This window comes from Brevundimonas sp. P7753, from assembly GCF_013386595.1.
Lineage (GTDB): Bacteria > Pseudomonadota > Alphaproteobacteria > Caulobacterales > Caulobacteraceae > Brevundimonas > Brevundimonas bullata.
Window position 1 is genome coordinate 1 of record NZ_JACARP010000053.1, and the last position, 18,319, is coordinate 18,319.

General features: G+C 67.9%; 14 protein-coding genes. 13 read left to right on the forward strand and 1 reads right to left on the reverse strand.

Annotation, left to right across the window (positions count from 1 at the left end):
- Window positions 1-844 precede the first annotated feature (844 nt).
- The 10 genes from HX774_RS10935 to leuB all read left to right on the forward strand — a co-directional run bounded on the left by HX774_RS10935 (window position 845) and on the right by leuB (window position 11,364).
- On the forward strand, window positions 845-985 hold the full coding sequence (locus tag HX774_RS10935) for a hypothetical protein (RefSeq protein WP_178826732.1): 141 nt from the start codon (window positions 845-847) through the stop codon (window positions 983-985).
- A 103-nt stretch (window positions 986-1,088) separates the two neighbouring features.
- Window positions 1,089-2,843 carry a dihydroxy-acid dehydratase gene (locus HX774_RS10940; protein ID WP_178826734.1) on the forward strand — a complete coding sequence of 585 codons (1,755 nt, stop codon included), beginning with the start codon at window positions 1,089-1,091 and terminating at the stop codon, window positions 2,841-2,843.
- Window positions 2,844-2,846: 3 nt separating this feature from the next.
- On the forward strand, window positions 2,847-3,860 hold the full coding sequence (ilvC, locus tag HX774_RS10945; RefSeq protein ID WP_178826736.1) for a ketol-acid reductoisomerase: 1,014 nt from the start codon (window positions 2,847-2,849) through the stop codon (window positions 3,858-3,860).
- A 31-nt stretch (window positions 3,861-3,891) separates the two neighbouring features.
- Entirely contained in the window at window positions 3,892-5,610 is a 1,719-nt protein-coding gene (gene ilvG / locus HX774_RS10950; protein WP_178826738.1) for an acetolactate synthase 2 catalytic subunit, read from the forward strand.
- 2 nt (window positions 5,611-5,612) lie between these two features.
- Complete coding sequence (locus HX774_RS10955) at window positions 5,613-5,864, forward strand: ACT domain-containing protein (RefSeq protein WP_114818162.1); 252 nt, start codon at window positions 5,613-5,615, stop codon at window positions 5,862-5,864.
- Window positions 5,864-7,120, forward strand: coding sequence for a 2-isopropylmalate synthase (locus tag HX774_RS10960; protein ID WP_178826740.1), 1,257 nt, complete (start codon window positions 5,864-5,866; stop codon window positions 7,118-7,120). Before HX774_RS10955 ends, HX774_RS10960 begins: the two co-directional genes overlap by 1 nt.
- Complete coding sequence (locus HX774_RS10965; RefSeq protein ID WP_178826742.1) at window positions 7,104-8,078, forward strand: branched-chain amino acid transaminase; 975 nt, start codon at window positions 7,104-7,106, stop codon at window positions 8,076-8,078. The genes HX774_RS10960 and HX774_RS10965 overlap by 17 nt, the downstream gene beginning before the upstream one ends.
- Before the next feature lie 147 nt (window positions 8,079-8,225).
- Entirely contained in the window at window positions 8,226-9,674 is a 1,449-nt protein-coding gene (leuC, locus tag HX774_RS10970; protein WP_178826744.1) for a 3-isopropylmalate dehydratase large subunit, read from the forward strand.
- Entirely contained in the window at window positions 9,674-10,264 is a 591-nt protein-coding gene (gene leuD / locus HX774_RS10975; RefSeq protein ID WP_178826746.1) for a 3-isopropylmalate dehydratase small subunit, read from the forward strand. The genes leuC and leuD overlap by 1 nt, the downstream gene beginning before the upstream one ends.
- Window positions 10,264-11,364, forward strand: a complete 1,101-nt coding sequence (gene leuB / locus HX774_RS10980) for a 3-isopropylmalate dehydrogenase (RefSeq protein ID WP_178826748.1) — start codon at window positions 10,264-10,266, stop codon at window positions 11,362-11,364. The genes leuD and leuB overlap by 1 nt, the downstream gene beginning before the upstream one ends.
- 58 nt (window positions 11,365-11,422) lie before the next feature.
- Here leuB and HX774_RS10985 read toward each other — a convergent pair whose 3' ends face one another.
- Window positions 11,423-12,010: a TetR/AcrR family transcriptional regulator gene (locus tag HX774_RS10985; protein ID WP_178826750.1), complete on the reverse strand. Its 588-nt coding sequence runs from the start codon at window positions 12,008-12,010 to the stop codon at window positions 11,423-11,425.
- 166 nt (window positions 12,011-12,176) lie between these two features.
- On the opposite strand from HX774_RS10985, the gene HX774_RS10990 reads away from it, so the two are divergent.
- Genes HX774_RS10990 through HX774_RS11000 form a run of 3 tightly spaced genes read left to right on the forward strand, consistent with a single transcriptional unit; the run spans window position 12,177 to window position 18,087 of the window.
- Entirely contained in the window at window positions 12,177-13,370 is a 1,194-nt protein-coding gene (locus HX774_RS10990) for an efflux RND transporter periplasmic adaptor subunit (RefSeq protein ID WP_178826752.1), read from the forward strand.
- Between the two features lie 5 nt (window positions 13,371-13,375).
- Window positions 13,376-16,648: an efflux RND transporter permease subunit gene (locus tag HX774_RS10995; RefSeq protein ID WP_178826754.1), complete on the forward strand. Its 3,273-nt coding sequence runs from the start codon at window positions 13,376-13,378 to the stop codon at window positions 16,646-16,648.
- Entirely contained in the window at window positions 16,648-18,087 is a 1,440-nt protein-coding gene (locus tag HX774_RS11000) for an efflux transporter outer membrane subunit (RefSeq protein WP_255500396.1), read from the forward strand. The genes HX774_RS10995 and HX774_RS11000 overlap by 1 nt, the downstream gene beginning before the upstream one ends.
- Window positions 18,088-18,319 lie beyond the last annotated feature (232 nt).

Consider the following 18,319-nt stretch of genomic DNA (forward strand, 5'->3'; position numbering starts at 1 on the left):
AGTTGACCATTGACCTAAGCATCACGAACCGAAGTCCGTGTTGGCATTAGTTCTACGTATTTTATTGACGAGATCCCACGTCACCAATCCGAAGATCGGTTACATGGTATGTCTTTTCAAAAAGACCGCAGATTGTCAGTGTCGACTAAACTGTTCCGAAGAACAGTCTCGCTAGGACACCGCCGCCTGCGTTTCTCTTTACCAGATCAACGATTTCAAAGACCAGGACCGGAACAAACCAGCCAAACCGTTTAGCGCCCGTTCGCGGCGGAGGCGGTGTTTACCGCCCCTGATTTTCCGTGTCAAGCAGTTCTTTTTAAAGAACTTTCTCTCAACACTCCCGAACCCAAAGGCCCGGCGGAGGCGGCTATCTAAGGAAAGCCAAACTCCAAGTCAACAAGGCTTTTCAACCTTTTCTGCAAAGCTGGAAACCGAAGCTCCACCTTCACAGATCCCGCCCGGCCCGTTTCCGAACCCCGCGGCCCGCCCGTTTCCAAGCGAGCGGCGGATATACGGACCCATCCCCGAGTCCACAAGACAAGAATGACAGATTCACGAACTATCTCGACGAACAGGAGTCCAAGAGCGCTGCACAGAACCGCACGCCGCCATCGCCCTATTATAAAGGGACAACAGATCACCCCTGCCGCCCAGCGCCAGCCGCCATCGCACCTCAACGCTCAGGACGGTAAAATCTTGCGCCACCCTCACCTAATGACGCAACAGACACGCCCCACACGTTGCGATGGGCGCTCTAATGCACTTTTATTCCACATTTGAGCTGGAGCGGGTTGCATCGCAGCATAGGCGACGGCATAAGAGCGTCCAGTTGAAAGGTTCTTCCGTGTCCCACCGCGCCGCCATTGCTGCGATCCTGAGCCCCGCGAAAGCGGCGGCCGATCTGCGCGTGCTGTCGCTGGGCGTGCTCCTTCTTTCGGTAATTCTTATTCCGCTTAGCCGAGCGGTGTGGATGCCTGCGACCTGACCTAACCCAGTCAAAATCGCCCGCTTCACCCCGCTCCCAACCGGCAGCGGGGTTTTTCATGTGCCCAGCACAGACCCGATAGGCAGAACCTTCCAAAAATCCGATGACCAACTCGCCCGACAGCAAAAAACAACCCAACGCGCGCAGTTCCGCCGTCACCCAGGGGCCGGCCCGGGCTGCGGCGCGCTCCTATCTGCGCGCCGCAGGGATGCAGGACGCCGACTTCGACAAGCCGATGATCGCCATCGTCAACACCTGGTCGACGGTCACCCCGTGCAACATGCACCTGGACCGCCTGGCCAAGGACGTGCGCGCCGGCATCATCGCCGCGGGCGGCTATCCCGTCGACTTCAACACCATCGTCGTCACCGACGGCATCTCCATGGGCACCCAGGGGATGAAGGCCTCGCTGATCAGCCGTGAGGTCGTGGCCGACTCTATCGAGCTGGCGGTCGAGGGGCATCAGCTGGACGGCGTCGTCTGCATCGTCGGCTGCGACAAGACCATCCCGGCGGCGGCCATGGCTCTGGCGCGGATGGATATTCCCGGCCTGGTCTACTACGGCGGCACCATCCTGCCCGGCCGGATCGGCGAGAAGGAGGTCTCGGTTCAGGAGGTGTTCGAGGCCATCGGCGCCCACGGCGCCGGCGCCCTGTCCGACGAGGGCCTGAAGGCGGTCGAGAGCGCGGTCTGCCCCGGCGCCGGAGCCTGCGGCGGTCAGTTCACCGCCAACACCATGGCCATGGCCCTGTCGATGATGGGCATCAGCCCCATGGGCGCAAACGACGTCCCCGCCGTCGATCCCGGCAAGGGCGCAGAAGGCGAGCGCTGCGGCCGCCTGATCGTCGAGCGCGTCTTCGCCGGCGACACCGCCCGCAAGTACATCACCCGCGCCAGCCTGAAGAACGCCGCCGTCGCGGTCTCGGCCTCGGGCGGCTCGACCAACGCGGTCATGCACCTGACCGCCATCGCCGCCGAGGCCGGCGTCGACTTCGGCATCGAGGACTGCCACCAGGCCTGCGTCGAGGCCCCGGTCATCTGCGACCTGAAGCCCGGCGGCCGCTTCCTGGCCTCGCACCTGTTCGCGGCGGGCGGCACGCGCCTGGTCGCCCAGCGCCTGGCCGAGGCGGGCAAGATCGTCAACACCCCGACCGTCACAGGCCGCAGCCTGTTCGCCGAGGCTGCCGAGGCCGAAGAGACGCCGGGCCAACAGGTCGTCGCCAGCATGGACGCCCCCGTCATGGCGCGCGGCTCCTACGCCGTCATCTATGGCGACGTGGCCCCCGAAGGCGCGGTCATCAAGCTGACGGGCCACAAGGTCGACCGCTTTGAAGGCCCCGCCGCCGTCTTCGATTGCGAGGAAGACGCCTTCCATGCGGTTCAGGACGGCTCGGTCGGCGAAGGCGTCGTCATCATCATCCGCTACGAAGGCCCCAAGGGCGGTCCCGGCATGCGCGAGATGCTGCAAGTCACCGCCGCCCTGAAGGGCCGCAAGATCGAGAACGTCGCCCTGCTGACCGACGGTCGCTTCTCGGGCGCCTCCTACGGCTTCGTCGCCGGCCACGTCTCGCCCGAAGCGGCGGCGGGCGGCCCGATTGCCCTCATTCGCGATGGCGATCCGATCGTCATCGACGTCACCAACCGAAGGATCGACGTGCTCGTCGATCTGGAGGCGCGCCGGGCGGACTTCGCCCCCAACCGGGTCCGTCCGGCGCAAGGCGTTTTCGCGAAATACCGCGCCGCCGTCGCCTCCGCCTCGCAAGGGGCCGTGACCATTCCCAATCCGCCGCCGGCCCAAACGGCTGCGACCTATTCCAACGCCCCAATCCCAAAAGACAAGATTTCTGAGGACGCCTGAACCATGGCCATCACCATCTACACCAACGACGACATCAAGCCGGGCGCCATCGCCGGCCAGCGCATCGCCGTCATCGGCTATGGCTCGCAGGGTCGCGCCCACGCCCAGAACCTGAAGGACTCGGGCCATGACGTCGTCGTCGGCGTTCGCCAGGGCGGCACGGGCTGGAAGCACGCTACGGCCGACGGCGTCCCCACCGCCGAGCCGGCAGAGGCCGTTCGCGGCGCCGACATCATCGCCATCCTGACCCCGGACATGATCCAGAACGAGGTCTATCGCGACATCATCGAGCCCAACGCCAAGCCGGGCGCCGCCCTGCTGTTCGCCCACGGCTTCTCGATCATCTACGACCGCATCACGCCGCGCGACGACATGGACGTCATCCTGGTCGCCCCTAAAGGCCCCGGCGATCTGGTCCGTCGCGAGTTCGCGCGCGGCCGGGGCGTCCCCTCGCTGTTCGCCATCGAGAAGGACGCGACCGGCAAGGCGCGCGACCGCGCCATGGGCTACGCCAAGGGAATCGGCGGCGCGACCGGGGGCCTGCTGGAGACCTCCTTCCGCGAAGAGACCGAAACCGACCTGTTCGGCGAGCAGGCCGTCCTGTGCGGCGGCGCCAAGGAACTGGTCATGTCGGGCTTCAACACCCTGGTCGAGGCCGGCTACCAGCCCGAGATCGCCTACTTCGAATGCCTGCATGAGCTGAAGCTGATCGTGGACCTGTTCTACGAGGGCGGCATCTCCAAGATGCACCACTTCATCTCGGAAACGGCCAAGTGGGGCGCCGTCGCCTCGGGGCCGCGCGTCATCAACGACGAGACCCGCGCCCGCATGAAGACGGTCCTGAACGAGATCCAGAATGGCGCCTTCGCGCGCAACTGGATCGCCGAAAATGAAGCCGGCAAGCCCCAGTACGCCGCCTGGCTGAAGGCCGACAGCGAATCCCAGATCGAACAGACCGGCGCGCGCCTGCGCGAGCGCATGGCCTGGCTGCAGACCGCCAAGTCTGAAGCCGCCTGACCTGCACCATATATAAAGTGAGACCGACCCGATGAGCGCCGCCGCGCCCGCCCTGAAAACCGCCTCCGCCCCGGCGACCGTGAACGACACGGCCACCGGCGCGCGCCTGCTCGTCTCCAGCCTGGAGCGGATGGGCGTGGAGGTGGTCTTCGGCTACCCCGGCGGCGCCATCATGCCCATCTACGACGCCCTGACCGGCACGGGCCTGAAGCATATCCTGGTCCGCCACGAACAGGGCGCGGCCTTCGCCGCCGACGCCTATGCCCGCGCCTCGGGCAAGGTCGGCGTCTGCATGGCCACGTCCGGCCCCGGCGCCACCAATCTGATCACCGGCATCGCCAACGCCATGATGGATTCGGTGCCCATGGTCTGCATCACCGGCAACGTCCCCCAAGGCGTCATGGGCACCGACGCCTTTCAGGAGATCGACATCCTGGGCGTCACCCTGCCGATCGTGAAACACTCTATATTGGTGCGCGACGCGTCGGAGATCCCGGCCGCCGTCGAACAGGCCTTCCATATCGCCGCCTCGGGTCGTCCCGGCCCGGTCCTGGTCGACCTGCCCAAGGACGTCCAGTTCGCGACCGCCGTCGCCCCGTTCGGCTTTAACATTCCCAATGAGACCGCCGAGGTCGACCACGACGCTGTCGCCGAGGCCGAACGCTTCATCCGCGCCGCCGAGCGCCCCCTGATCTACATCGGCGGCGGGGTGAAGATCGGCCGCGCCACCGAGGCTGTCCGCGCCTTCGCCGAGGCCACCGGCATCCCCGCCGTCTCGACCCTGAACGCCCTGGGCACCATCGCCACCGACGCCCCCGGCTATCTGGGGATGCTGGGCATGCACGGCACGCGCGCCGCCAACGAGGCGGTCCAGTCGTCGGACCTGCTGATTGTTCTGGGCGCCCGTTTCGACGACCGCGCCACGGGCAAGCTGGCTGAGTTCGCGCCCCACGCCCGCGTCGTCCATTTCGATATCGACGCCTCCGAGATCGGCAAGCTGCGCGAGACCCATGTCGCCGTCGCCGGCGAACTAAAGCCCGGGGTCGAGGCCCTGACCGTGCGCATGGCCGCCGCGCCCTTGGCCATCGACCCCTGGGTCATCCGCTGCGCCTCGGCCGCCGCCCATCACGCCGCCCGCTATGATGCGCCGGGCGAAGGCGTCTATGCGCCCGCCCTGCTGAAGCAGTTGTCCGAGGCCGCCGGCGACCGTTTCGTCGCCGCCTGCGACGTTGGCCAGCATCAGATGTGGGCCGCCCAGCACTGCCGCTTCTCCAAGCCGGAAGCCCACATCACCTCGGGCGGTCTGGGCGCCATGGGCTTCGGCCTGCCCGCCGGCCTGGGCGCCAAGCTGGCGGACCCGTCGGCCACGGTCGTCACCATCGCCGGCGACGGCGGCTTCATGATGAACATCCAGGAGCTGGCGACGCTGAAACGCTACGGCGTCGCGCTGAAGATCGTCCTGCTGGACAACTCCTCCCTGGGCCTGGTGCGCCAGTGGCAGGAGCTGTTCTTCGAGGAGAACTATTCCGAGGTCGATCTGTCCGACAACCCGGACTTCGTGAAGGTGGCCGAGGCCTTCGGCATCGAGGCCTTCCGCATTGATCGTCGCGATCAGGTCGAGGCCGGCATCGCCCGTCTGCTGGCGGCCGACGGCCCCTGCCTGGCGCACGTCATCATCAACCCCAAAGAGAACGTCTGGCCTCTGGTTCCGCCGGGCAAGAGCAACGCTGAAATGATGGAAGGCGCATGAGCATGAGCGACACCATTCACATCCAGATCGACCGGGCCGACGGCTCGCTTCAGCGTCTCATCGGCCTGGTGGAGCGCCGCGGCTTCCACATCGACGGCATGAGCATGGCCGACGAAGGCGCGTCGCGCCGCATCGCCCTGACCGTGCGCGGCCGTGACGCCGCGCGCTCCATCGACAACCTGGGCTGCCAGATCGACCGCCTGTTCGGCGTCGCCCGCATCGGCGCCCCCGCCTACCAGTCCGAGGCCGCCTAATGTCCCGAGTAGAACGAGTATCCAGAACCGCCGAAATCGCGGCGTCGGACCCCAACCGCGTCATCATCTTCGACACCACCCTGCGCGACGGCGAACAGGCGCCTGGCTTCTCCATGTCGGCCGAGGCCAAGCTGAAGATGGCCCATGTCCTGCGCGACCTGGGCGTGGACGTGATCGAGGCCGGCTTCGCCGCCGCCTCGCCGGGCGACGAGGAGTGCATCCGCCGCGTCTGCGGCGAGATCGAGGGCCCGGTCTTCGCCTCGCTGTCGCGCGCCAACGAGAAGGACATCGACGCCTCGTTCCGGGCTCTGGCCCCGGCGCCCAAATCGCATCGCCGCAGCCACATCTTCCTGGCTACCAGCCCGATCCACCGCTCGGCCAAGCTGCGGATGAGCACCAACGAGGTGCTGGCCACGATTTCGCGCACGGTGGAATACGCCGCCACCATGTTCGACGACGTCGAGTTCTCAGCCGAGGACGCCTTCCGCACCGAGCCGGAGTTCCTGGCCGAGGCCCTGATGGCGGCCGCCGACGCGGGCGCCCAGACGCTGAACGTGCCCGACACCGTCGGCTACGCCACGCCGGAAGAAGTGCGCGCGCGCTTCGCCTACCTGGACGGGATCATCCGACCGCGCCACGCGGACGTGATCTTCTCCTCCCACGCCCACAACGACCTGGGCCTGGCCGTCGCCAACTCCCTGGCCGCCGTAGAGGGCGGGGCGCGTCAGATCGAGGGCGCCATCAACGGCATCGGCGAACGGGCCGGCAACGCCTCGATCGAGGAGATCATCATGGCTCTGCGCACCCGCGCGGACCGCTATGGCGTGACGGTCGCCTCCGAGAGCCGCCACCTGGTGCGCGCGTCGGAAACCCTGCGCGAAGTGACCGAGACGGTCATCGCCCGCAACAAGGCCATCGTCGGCCTGAACGCCTTCGCCCACGAGGCCGGGATCCACCAGCACGGCATGATGGCCGACGCCCGCACCTACGAGATCATGCGTCCCGAGGACGTCGGTTTCGAGGGCAGCTACTTCGTGCTGGGCAAGCATTCCGGCCGCCACGCGGTCGGCAAGCGGGCCGAGGCCCTGGGTCACGTGCTGGAGGGCCAGCGCCTGGCCGACGTCTTCGCCGGCTTCAAGCAACGCGCCGACCAGATCGGCGAAATCAATGACGCGGAGCTGACCGCCATCATCGCGGCTGTGACAGCCGCAGGCGCCTCCGCACAAATGGACAAGACCTATGCAACCGCTGGCTAAGAATATCTGGATCAACGGCGAACTGACGCCCTGGGCCGACGCCAGGATTCACGTCATGAGCCACGCCCTGCACTACGGCACCTCGGTGTTCGAAGGCATCCGCGTCTATGACACCCCGAACGGCCCGTGCGGCTTCCGCCTGACCGACCACATCCGCCGCCTGTTCGACAGCGCCCGCATCTATCACTTCCCCCTGCCCTTCACCGAGGACGAGCTGGTCCAGGCCTGCAAGGAGGTGGTTCGTTCCGAGGGCCTGCGTTCGGCCTATCTGCGCCCCCTGGCCTTCCTGGGCGAGTGCGGCATGGGCGTGTCTCCGTCGCCTGAGACCATCCGCACCGACGTCATGATCTCGGCCTTCCCCTGGGGCGCCTATCTGGGCGAAGAGGCCCTGGAGAAGGGCGTCGACGCCTGCATCTCCAGCTGGAACCGCGTCGCGCCGAACACCATCCCGGCGGGCGCCAAGGCGGGCGGCAACTACCTGTCCGGCTATCTGATCGGCCGCGAGGCCCGCGTCCGCGGCTTCGGCGAAGGCATCGCCCTGGGCGCCGACGGCTTGCTGTCCGAAGGGGCCGGCGAGAACCTGTTCATCGTCAAGGACGGCGTGCTGATGACCCCGCCCGCCGCCGCCTCCATCCTGCAAGGCATCACCCGCGACAGCGTAATGAAACTGGCGCGCGGTCTGGGTTATGAGGCTCGCGAGCAGGTCCTGCCGCGCGAGGCCCTCTACGTCGCCGACGAGGTCTTCATGACCGGCACCGCCGCCGAGATCACCCCGGTCCGCTCCATCGACGGCATCCCCACCCGCGCCAACGGCCCCGGCCCGATCACCAAGGCGGTCAACAAGGCTTTCCGCGGCCTGTTCGACGGCACGACCCCCGACCGCTTCGGCTGGCTGGAGCCCATCGGCGAAGCCTCGTCCGCCGCCCCGGCCAAGGAGCGCGTGCATGAGCCGGCATGATCAATCCTCCCCTGTCGCCTCGCGACGGGGGAGGGGGACCGCCGCAGGCGGTGGAGGGGGCAAGCCCCATCCGTCGCGCTCGGCCTTCGCCCCCTCCACCATGCTGCGCATGGTCCCCCTCCCCCGCTTCGCAGGGGAGGATCGCCGATGAGCGCCCGCACCCTGTACGAAAAGGTCTGGGACAGGCACGTCGTCGTGCCGGAAACGGCCGAGACGCCGGGCGTCATGTATGTGGACCTGCACCTGGTCCACGAAGTCACCTCGCCCCAGGCCTTTTCCGAAATCGAGGCGCGCGGCCTGAAGGTCCGCCGCCCCGACCGCACCTTCGCCACCCTGGACCACTCGACCCCGACCCTGCCCGCAGGGCCCGACGGCCAGCGCCCCTACTTCACCGCCGCCGCCAAAAATCAGGTCGAGACGCTGGAGGCCAACTGCGCGCGCCACGGCGTCGAACTGGCGGGCTGGGACTCGGATCAGCGCGGCGTGGTTCACGTCATGGGGCCTGAGCTGGGCCTGACTCAGCCAGGCATGACCGTGGTCTGCGGCGACAGCCATACCGCCACCCACGGCGCCTTCGGGGCCTTGGCCTTCGGCATCGGCACGTCGGAAGTCGGCCATGTGCTGGCCACCCAGTGCCTGTTGCAGCGCCGCGCCAAATCCATGCGCGTGACCGTCAACGGGGCCTTGCGCCCCGGCGTCTCGGGCAAGGACGTGGCTCTGGCGATCATCGCCGCCATCGGCTTCGGCGGCGGCACCGGCTACGTCATCGAATATGCGGGCGAGGCCGTGCGCGCCCTGGACATGGAAGGGCGCATGACCCTGTGCAACATGTCCATCGAGGCGGGCGCACGCGCGGGCATGATCGCCCCCGACCAGACCACCATCGACTGGCTGCGCGGGCGTCGTCACGTTCCCGCCGACTTCGACACAGCCGCCGCCGACTGGCTGACCCTGGCCTCCGATCCCGGCGCGACCTTCGACAAGGAGGTGACGCTGGACGGCGCCGCCATCCGTCCCATGGCCACCTGGGGCACCACCCCCGACGCGGGCGCCCCCGTTGGAGCCCCGGCGCCCCATCCTCGCTCGGCGTCTGACCAGAAGGCCCTGGACTACATGGGCTTCACCGCCGGCGAGGCGACGACCGGCCACAAGGTCGATGTCGTCTTCATCGGCAGTTGCACCAATGGCCGCCTGCCCGACCTGCGCGCCGCTGCCGACATCCTGCGCGGCCGCAAGGTCCAGCCGGGCGTGCGCATGCTGGTCGTCCCCGGCTCCGAGGCCGTGCGTCGCGACGCCGAGGCCGAAGGCCTGGACCAGGTCTTCATCAACGCCGGCGCCGAATGGCGCATCCCCGGCTGCTCCATGTGCATCGCCATGAACGGCGATTTCGTCGCCCCCGGCCAATTGGCGGTCTCGACCTCCAACCGCAATTTCGAAGGTCGTCAGGGCAAGGGCGCCCGCACCATCCTGGCCAGCCCCGCCACCGCCGCGGCCAGCGCCGTCGCCGGCGTCCTGACCGATCCGCGCGTCTTTCTGTCGGAGGCGGCCCTCCTCATGCAGCCGAGCGCCGCGCGCGCGGCGGTAGGAGCAGAATAATGTCTGAACCGTTTAAAGTCCTGACGTCAAAGACCCTGACCCTGAGCCAGGCCAATATCGACACCGACCAGATCATCCCGGCCCGCTTCCTGACCACCACGTCGCGCGAGGGTCTGGGCGCCCACGCCTTCCATGACTGGCGCTACGAAGCCGACGGTTCGCCCAAGCCCGAGGCGGTGTTGAACCGCATCGATCCGACCGAGCAGCGCATCCTGCTGGCCGGCCCCAACTTCGCCTGCGGCTCTTCGCGCGAACACGCCCCCTGGGCCTTGCTGGACTATGGCTTCCGGGCGGTGATCTCGACCGAGATCGCCGACATCTTCACCTCGAATGCGCTGAAGAACGGCTTCCTGCCCATCGTCGTCGACCAGGCGACCTGGGACGACCTGGCCGCCCATCCCGAACAGCCCGTCACCATTGATCTGGAAGCCGGCGAGATCCGTCGCGGCAACGCCGCCCCCGTCCCCTTCAAGGTCGAGGCCTTCGCCCGCCAGTGCCTGCTCGACGGCGTCGACACCCTCGGCTGGCTGCAGTCGAAACTGCCCTACATCCAGACCTACGAACGCTTCCGTGAACCGGAGACCATCTGATGCCCCACACCCGCACCTTCAACATCGTGGTCCTGCCTGGCGACGGCGTCGGGCCTGAGGTCGCCCTGGCGGCCGAGCGCGTCCTGACCTGCATCGGCGACATCTACGGCCACCGCTTCGAGTTCACCGAGCACCTGATCGGCGGCGCCGCCATCGACGCGACCGGCGAAGCCCTGCCTGAGGAAACGAAAACCGCCTGCCTAGCCTCCGACGCCGTCCTGCTGGGCGCGGTCGGCGGACCCAAATGGGACGGCGCGCCCGTCCGGCCGGAACAGGGTCTGCTGGCCATCCGCAAGGCCATGGGCCTGTACGCCAACCTGCGCCCCCTGCAGGTCTCGCCGGTCCTGGCCCACCTGTCTCCGCTGAAGAAGGAGATCGTCGAGGGCGTCGATCTGATCGTCTTCCGCGAGCTGACCAGCGGCGTCTATTTCGGCGAAAAGACCCGCACCGAAACCAGCGCCTCAGACCTGTGCGTCTATACGGTCGAGGAGATCGAACGCGTCGCCCGCGCCGCCTTCCAGGCCGCCGGCCAGCGTCGCGGCAAGGTCACCTCGGTCGACAAGGCCAATGTCATGGAGACCAGCCGCCTGTGGCGCGAGGTCGTGACCCGCATCCACGCCGAGGAATATCCGCAGATCACCCTGGAGCACGCCCTGGTCGACTCCATGGCCATGCACCTGATCCGCAAGCCGCGCGAGTATGACGTCATCCTGACCGAGAACATGTTCGGCGACATCCTGTCGGACGAGATCTCGGTGCTGGGCGGCTCCATCGGCCTGCTGCCCTCGGCCTCGCTGGGCAGCAGCGGTCCCGGCCTGTTCGAGCCCATCCACGGCTCGGCCCCCGACATCGCCGGTCAGGACCTGGCCAACCCCATCGGCATGGTCCTGTCAGCGGCCATGATGCTGCGTCACAGCTTCGAACTGGAAGACGAGGCGGATTCGATCGAGGCCGCCGTCGCCGCCGTCCAGGCCTCCGGCGCTGTGACGGCTGATCTGGGCGGGGCTCTGGGCACGGTCGAGGCCACCCGCGCCATCGTCGACGCCATCCGCGCCATCCACTGGGCCGCCGCCCGCCATGTGCCGATGCACTGGGCCTGAGCCTCAGCCCATATATCAAAAGAGAAAGGGCGGGCCTCGCGGTCCGCCCTTTTCGTGTTCAGTTGTCGATCAGGCCCTGCAAGGCCACGGCCATCCTCCGCGCCAGCTCCGCCTTCTGCGTCTCGCCCAGCGACGAATAGCCGTCCGACAGCTCGCGTCCGATGGCCATGCCCATGATCAGACCCGCCGCCAGGCGCGCCCGCACCGGCGCATCCGGGCCGCCGATCCACGCGGCCAGAGGGTCAAAGAAGCGATTGTTGGAGGTGCGCTGCATGACGTCCATCGCCTTGGCCGATCCGACGGACCGCAGCAGAATCAGCAGACCGCGCATCTTGGCGCCCGCACCATCATCCTGGCACGGCATGACCTCGCCATAGATGATCTCGCGCGCCAGCCGCTCGCCGAAATCCTCGCGCGGGCCGTCCATCAGGTCGCGCCCGTTCTTGCAACTGTCCAGCACGGCGACGAACAAGTCTTCCTTGGAACCGAAGTAGCGGCTGATCAGGGCCGCATCCACGCCGACGTCGCGCGCGACATCGCGCATGCCGACGTCGTCGTAACTGTCCGAGCAGAACCGCTCCCGCGCCGCCTCCAGAATGGCCTGGCGCGTGGCGTTACGCGGTCGGGGGGCGTCGCAAAGGACCAACGGGCCGTACTCATATAAACCTTATCGTCTATATGGCTTTGTCATCAGGCGTTGACAAGCTGAACCACGATCATCATTAAGTCACCGAACGTTGACTGGCGCTTCCTCCCCCGAAGAGCGCCGGTCTGTTAATGTACGAAAACCCTCCCAACAGGAGAATGCGCCGATGCGCACGGTGAAGATCGCGGTCGCGTCCGTTCTGATGACGGCCGCCCTCTATGGCTGTTCCAAGGGAGGCGAGGCCCCTGCGCCACAGGCGCCCCCCGTCATGGTCGCCACGCCGCTGGCCCGCCAGGTCGTCGACTGGGACGAAGTCACCGGCCGCTTTGAAGCCACCCGTTCGGTCGATGTGCGCGCCCGCGTCGGCGGCTATATCCAGGCGGTCCACTTCAAGGACGGCGACTTCGTGCGTCAGGGCCAGCTGCTCTTCACGCTGGACGCCCGTCCCGCCCAGGCTGCGCTCGCGTCCGCCCAGGCTCAGCTGTCGCAGGCCCAGGCCCAGCTGACCCTGGCCCGCAGCGAGTTCGCCCGCGCCGAGGGCCTGCTGGCCTCGCAGGCCGTGTCGCAAGCCGAGGTCGATTCCAAGCGCGGCGCCGTGGCCCAGGCCCAGGCCGCCGTCTCCGCCGCCAACGCCGCCATCCGCGCCCGTCAGCTGGACGTCGAGTTCACCCGCGTCACCGCCCCGATCGCGGGCCGCGTCTCCGACCGCCGGGTCGATCCGGGCAACCTGGTCGGCGGCGGCTCCTCGGCCGGCGACGTCCCGACCACCATCGTTTCGTCCTCGCCGATCTACTTCGTCTTTGACGGCTCCGAAGCCCTGGCGCTCAAGTATCAGCGCGAAGCCCGCACCGGCGGCCCGGCGCCGATCCGCATCCGCCTGCAAGATGAGACCAGCTACGACCGCGTCGGCACGCTGGACTTCACCGACAACGCCATCGACACGGCTTCGGGCACCATCCGCCTGCGCGCCGTCGTCCCGAACGCCGACGGCTTCCTGAAGCCCGGCATGTTCGGCCAGGCGCAACTGGCCGGCGGCGGTTCCTATCAGGCCCTTCTGGTGCCGGATTCCGCCATCGCCACCGACGCCGCCCGTCGCGTCGTCATGGTCGTCAACGCCGACGGCTCGACCGCCACGCGCGCCGTCCAGACCGGCCCTCTGGTCGATGGCCTGCGCGTCGTCCGTTCGGGTCTGAAGCCGACCGACCGCGTCATCATCGCCGGCGGTCAGCGCATCCAGATGCCGGGCATGAAGGTCCAGCCGAAGAACGGGACCATCGCGCCCGTCGCCCCGCAAGCCGGGTCGGCCCCCGTCACCCAGGCGGCGCCGGCCTCCAGCGCCTCCTTCGCCAACGCGGGCTAAGATAGATGAATATCTCCCGCTTCTTCATCGACCGCCCGATCTTCGCGGGCGTGATCTCGGTGTTCATCACCCTGATCGGCCTGTTCGCCTATCCGATGCTGCCCCTGTCGCAGTACCCGGAGATCGCGCCCCCGACGATCACCATCAACGCGGCCTACCCGGGCGCCTCGGCCGAGACCCTGGCCGAGACCGTGGCGGCCCCCATCGAGCAAGAGGTTAACGGCGTCGAAAAGATGCTGTACCTGACCTCCTCGTCCACCTCGGACGGGGCGGTGTCGATCACCGTCACCTTCCAACCCGGCACGGACCTCGATTCCGCGCAGGTCCTGGTGCAGAACCGCGTCGCCCTGGCCGAGCCCAAGCTGCCCGAGCAGGTCCGCCAGATCGGCGTGACGGTCAACAAGGCCGAAAGCGGCTTCCTGATGATCGTCGGCCTGACCTCGCCGGACGGCAGCCTGGATAACGACTACGTCGGCAACTACGCCAACTCGACGCTGCGGGACCGCCTGCTGCGCATCGACGGCGTGGGCCAGGTTCAGATCTTCGGCGGCGGCAACTATTCGATGCGGATCTGGATCGACCCGGCCAAGGCGGCCGAGCGCGGTCTGACCGGCTCGGACATCGTCGGCGCCCTGCGCGCCCAGAACGTCCAGGCCGCCGCCGGCGCCATCGGCCAGCCGCCCTTCGCCACCAACGCCGCCGCCTTCCAGCTGCCGGTTCAGGTTCAGGGCCGTCTGTCCGACCCCGATCAGTTCGCCGACGTGGTCATCAAGACCGACGCCCAGGGCCGCGTGACCCGCGTCCGCGACGTCGCCCGCGTCGAACTGGGCGCCCAGGACTACGGCATCCGCGGCTTCTTCGACGGCCAGCGCGGCGTCGGCATCGCCGTCGTCCAGCAACCGGGCGCCAACGCCTTGGCCACCGCCAACCGCGTCCTGGCCGAGGTCGAGGCCGCCAAGGCCGAGCTGCCCGCCGGCATGGCCGCCTCCATCCCCTACAACCCGACGGAATTCGTCGCCGCCTCGGTCACGGCGGTTCAGCACACCGTGTTCGAAGCCGTCGTCCTGGTGGCCCTCGTCGTCCTGATCTTCCTGCAGACCTGGCGCGCGGCCATCATCCCGATCATCGCCATCCCGGTCGCCCTGGTCGGCACCTTCGCGGTTCAGCTGGCCCTGGGCTATTCGATCAACTCCCTGTCGCTGTTCGCCCTGGTTCTGGCTGTCGGCATCGTCGTCGATGACGCCATCATCGTGGTCGAGAACGTCGAGCGATACCTGAGACAAGGCCTGACGCCCAAGGAGGCCGCCTATCGGTCCATGCAAGAGGTCTCCGGCGCCCTGATCGCCATCGGCCTGGTGCTGACGGCGGTGTTCGTGCCGACCGCCTTCGTGCCCGGCATCCCCGGCATCTTCTATCGCCAGTTCGCCGTCACCATCGCCTCGGCGACGCTGATCTCGCTGGTCGTCTCGCTGACCCTGTCGCCTGCCCTGGCCGCCCTGCTGCTCAAGCCGCATCAGGACCACCATGAGCGCAAGCCGGGCCTGTGGGGCACGGTCCTCTATTACCTCGGCTGGGCCGGCGCCAAGTTCAACCAGGGCTTCGACTGGCTGTCGGACAAGTACGGTCGTCTGACCGCCCGTCTGGTGCGTTCGCTGATGCTCGTCGCGATCATCTATGTGGGCCTTCTGGCCATCACCGGCTGGCGTCTGGTGGACACCCCGTCGGGCTTCATTCCCGAGCAGGATCAAGGCTTCCTGATCGGCGTGGTGCAACTGCCCGCGGGTGCCTCGCTGGACCGCACCCAAGCCGTAATGGAACGCGCCAACGACATCATCCGCAAGACGGAAGGCGTCGACGGCACCGTGGCCTTCGCCGGTCTGGACGGCTCCAGCTTCTCGTTCGGCTCCAACGCCGCGACGCTGTTCATCCGCCTGGACGCGTTTGAGAACCGCACCAAGGAACAGGCCGCCACGGCTCTGGCCGGCGCCATCACCGGCGCCACCGCCGGCATCGAGGACGCCAACATCTTCGTCATCGCTCCCCCGGCCGTCCAAGGCCTGGGCAACGGCAACGGCTTCAAGATGATGATCCAGGACCGTTCCGGCGCGGGCTACCGCGCGCTGGAGGGCGCCACCTTCGCCATGATGGGCGGCGCGGCCCAGATCCCGAATGAAGTGCAACAGGTCTTCTCGACCTACAACACCGGCTCGCCGCGCATCGCCGCCGACATCGACCGCAACAAGGCCCTGATGATGGGCGTCCAGCCCTCGGCCGTGTTCGACACTCTCGGCGTCTATCTCGGCTCGTCCTACATCAACGACTTCAACCTGCTGGGCCGCACCTTCCGCGTCACCGCTCAGGCTGAACCCTCGTCGCGGGACGACATCGCCGACATCGCCAACCTGAAGACCCGCTCGGCCACCGGCGCCATGGTGCCGATCGGCGCCGTCGCCAACCTGCGCGAGGACTCCGGTCCGGCCCGCGTCGTCCGCTTCAACCTGTTCCCGGCTTCCGAGCTTCAGGGTCAGGCCGCGCCGGGCGTCTCGTCCGGCGAGGCTCTGAAGACGATGGAAAACCTGGCGGCTCAGGCTCTGCCGCAAGGCTTCAGCTACGAGTGGACCGAACTGGCCCTGCAAGAGAAGCAGGCCTCGGGCGGCGCCTCCATGATCTTCGTCATGGCCGTGGTCTTCGTCTTCCTGGTTCTGGCGGCCCAGTATGAGGCCTTCACCCTGCCGCTCGCGGTGGTGCTGATCGTCCCCATGTGTCTGCTGGCGGCCATGATCGGCGTGAACATTCGAGGTCTGGACAACAACATCCTGGTCCAGATTGGCCTGGTCGTCCTGATCGCCCTGGCGGCCAAGAACGCCATCCTGATCGTCGAGTTCGCCAAGCAGGCCGAAGAAGAAGAGGGCATGGATCGCTTCGAAGCGGCGATCTACGCCGCCAAGGTGCGCCTGCGTCCGATCCTGATGACCTCCTTCGCCTTCATCTTCGGCGTCATGCCGCTGATGCTGGCGACCGGCCCCGGCGCTGAAATGCGCCAGTCGCTGGGCACGGCGGTCTTCTCCGGCATGTTGGGCGTGACCTTCTTCGGTCTGATCTTCACCCCGGTCTTCTACGTCATGATGCGCTGGCTCGCGGGCAAGCTGCCCAACTCGCCCGAGAAGCCGCGCGAGCTGCCGACCACCTACGGCACGCCGCCTCATGACCCGTACGACCCCACCGACCCCGCGCCGACGGCCCCGACGACGGCCAGCCCGCGCCTGGGAGACGCCTGATGAACCGTAAAGCCCTTTCCTTCCTGACCGCCTCCAGCGCCGCGCTTCTGCTCGCCGCCTGCGCGGTCGGGCCCAAGGCGCCGGACCCCACGGTCCCGGCGCTGGGCCAAGGCGCCTTCATCGGCTCGCAATCCGCCTCGGTTTCGACCGAGGCCGCTCGCGGCGACTGGTGGCGGCTCTATAACGACGCCACGCTGGACGGTCTGATCCAGCAGGCGCTGACCGAGAACAACGAGCTTGAGGCGGCCGCAGCCAATCTGCGCGCCGTCCGGGCCTCGCTGTCCGAGGCCCGCGCCGGTCGCCTGCCTTCGACGAACGCCAACGCCGCCTTCAACCGCAGCCAGGCCTCGACCATCACCAACCCGGCGGCCAACGGCGCCAAGCTGGACGACGTCGACACCTACAGCGTCGGTCTGGACGTCTCCTACGAGGTCGACCTGTTCGGCCGCGTCGAGTCGACCGTCCGCGCCGCCCGCGCCGACGCCGCCGCCGCCGCCGAGGCGCTGGAGGTGGTGCGGATCACCGTCGCCGCCGAAACCGCCCGGGCCTATGCCGACACCTGCTCGGCCAACGCCCAGATCGCGGTGGCCGAACGCACCATCGACCTGCAAGGCAAGACCGTCGACCTGACCCAGCGCCTGCTGGACGGCGGTTCCGGCAATGGACTGGATGTGGCCCGCGCCCGCGCGGCTCTGGAATCCACCCGCGCCAGCCTGCCGCCGCTGCGGGCCCAGCGCGACGGCGCCCTCTATCGTCTCGCCACCCTGACCGGGCGCACCCCGGCCGAGGCCAGCGAGGCGGCGCGCGGTTGCCAGTCGCCGCCGCAGCTGTCGCAGCCGATCCCGGTCGGCGACGGCGCGGCCCTGCTGGCTCGTCGTCCCGACGTGCGTCAGGCCGAGGCCCGTCTGGCCGCCGCCGCCGCCCGCGTGAACGTGGCCACCGCCAGCCTCTATCCGTCGATCAGCCTGGGGGGCTCGCTGGGCTCGACCTCGCTGGACTCCTCGGATCTAGGCAAGGACGCCAACTTCCGCTTCAGCGTCGGTCCGCTGATCAGCTGGAACTTCCCCAACATCGCCGTGGCCCGCGCCCGTATCAAGCAGACCGGCGCCCTGACCGACGCGGCTCTGGCGACCTTTGACCAGACCGTGCTCACGGCCTTGCAGGAAACCGAGACGGCGCTCAGCGCCTACGCCAACGAACTGGACCGTCGCACAGCCCTGCGCACCGCGCGGGATCAGGCGGCGACCGCAGCCCGCTTGTCGCGCCTGCGTTTCGACGCCGGCGCCGACAGCTTCCTGACGGTGCTGGATTCGGAACGGACCCTGGCCGGCGCCGACGCGACGCTGGCCGCTTCGGAAGCCCAGGTCGTCACCTACCAGATCGCCCTGTTCAAGGCGCTGGCGGGTGGCTGGGATCAGGTGCCCAATCCCGAAGCCTGATCCTCGGATCATCGCTGAAAACAGAAACGCCCGGCAGGTTCGACCCCGCCGGGCGTTTTCTTTTGAGCCATGTCGCACGATTTTCGCGCCTACAGACGTGACCCCGGCCCGAATAATGCTCTAGGGAGGAAGCCGTGACCCTTCCCGCCGCGCCCTCCCCCGCCGCCGAGATCGTCGCCGAGGCTTCGCCCGCGACGGCGCTGACCCATGCCCGACGGGTCGTGGTCAAGAT

What these genes read in the sequence shown, in the direction of transcription:
- HX774_RS10940 (WP_178826734.1), top strand. Translation starts at nt 1,089, where the DNA reads ATGACCAACTCGCCCGACAGCAAAAAACAACCCAACGCGCGCAGTTCC.
- ilvC (WP_178826736.1), top strand. Translation starts at nt 2,847, where the DNA reads ATGGCCATCACCATCTACACCAACGACGACATCAAGCCGGGCGCCATC.
- ilvG (WP_178826738.1), top strand. Translation starts at nt 3,892, where the DNA reads ATGAGCGCCGCCGCGCCCGCCCTGAAAACCGCCTCCGCCCCGGCGACC.
- HX774_RS10955 (WP_114818162.1), top strand. Translation starts at nt 5,613, where the DNA reads ATGAGCGACACCATTCACATCCAGATCGACCGGGCCGACGGCTCGCTT.
- HX774_RS10960 (WP_178826740.1), top strand. Translation starts at nt 5,864, where the DNA reads ATGTCCCGAGTAGAACGAGTATCCAGAACCGCCGAAATCGCGGCGTCG.
- HX774_RS10965 (WP_178826742.1), top strand. Translation starts at nt 7,104, where the DNA reads ATGCAACCGCTGGCTAAGAATATCTGGATCAACGGCGAACTGACGCCC.
- leuC (WP_178826744.1), top strand. Translation starts at nt 8,226, where the DNA reads ATGAGCGCCCGCACCCTGTACGAAAAGGTCTGGGACAGGCACGTCGTC.
- leuD (WP_178826746.1), top strand. Translation starts at nt 9,674, where the DNA reads ATGTCTGAACCGTTTAAAGTCCTGACGTCAAAGACCCTGACCCTGAGC.
- leuB (WP_178826748.1), top strand. Translation starts at nt 10,264, where the DNA reads ATGCCCCACACCCGCACCTTCAACATCGTGGTCCTGCCTGGCGACGGC.
- HX774_RS10990 (WP_178826752.1), top strand. Translation starts at nt 12,177, where the DNA reads ATGCGCACGGTGAAGATCGCGGTCGCGTCCGTTCTGATGACGGCCGCC.
- HX774_RS10995 (WP_178826754.1), top strand. Translation starts at nt 13,376, where the DNA reads ATGAATATCTCCCGCTTCTTCATCGACCGCCCGATCTTCGCGGGCGTG.
- HX774_RS11000 (WP_255500396.1), top strand. Translation starts at nt 16,648, where the DNA reads ATGAACCGTAAAGCCCTTTCCTTCCTGACCGCCTCCAGCGCCGCGCTT.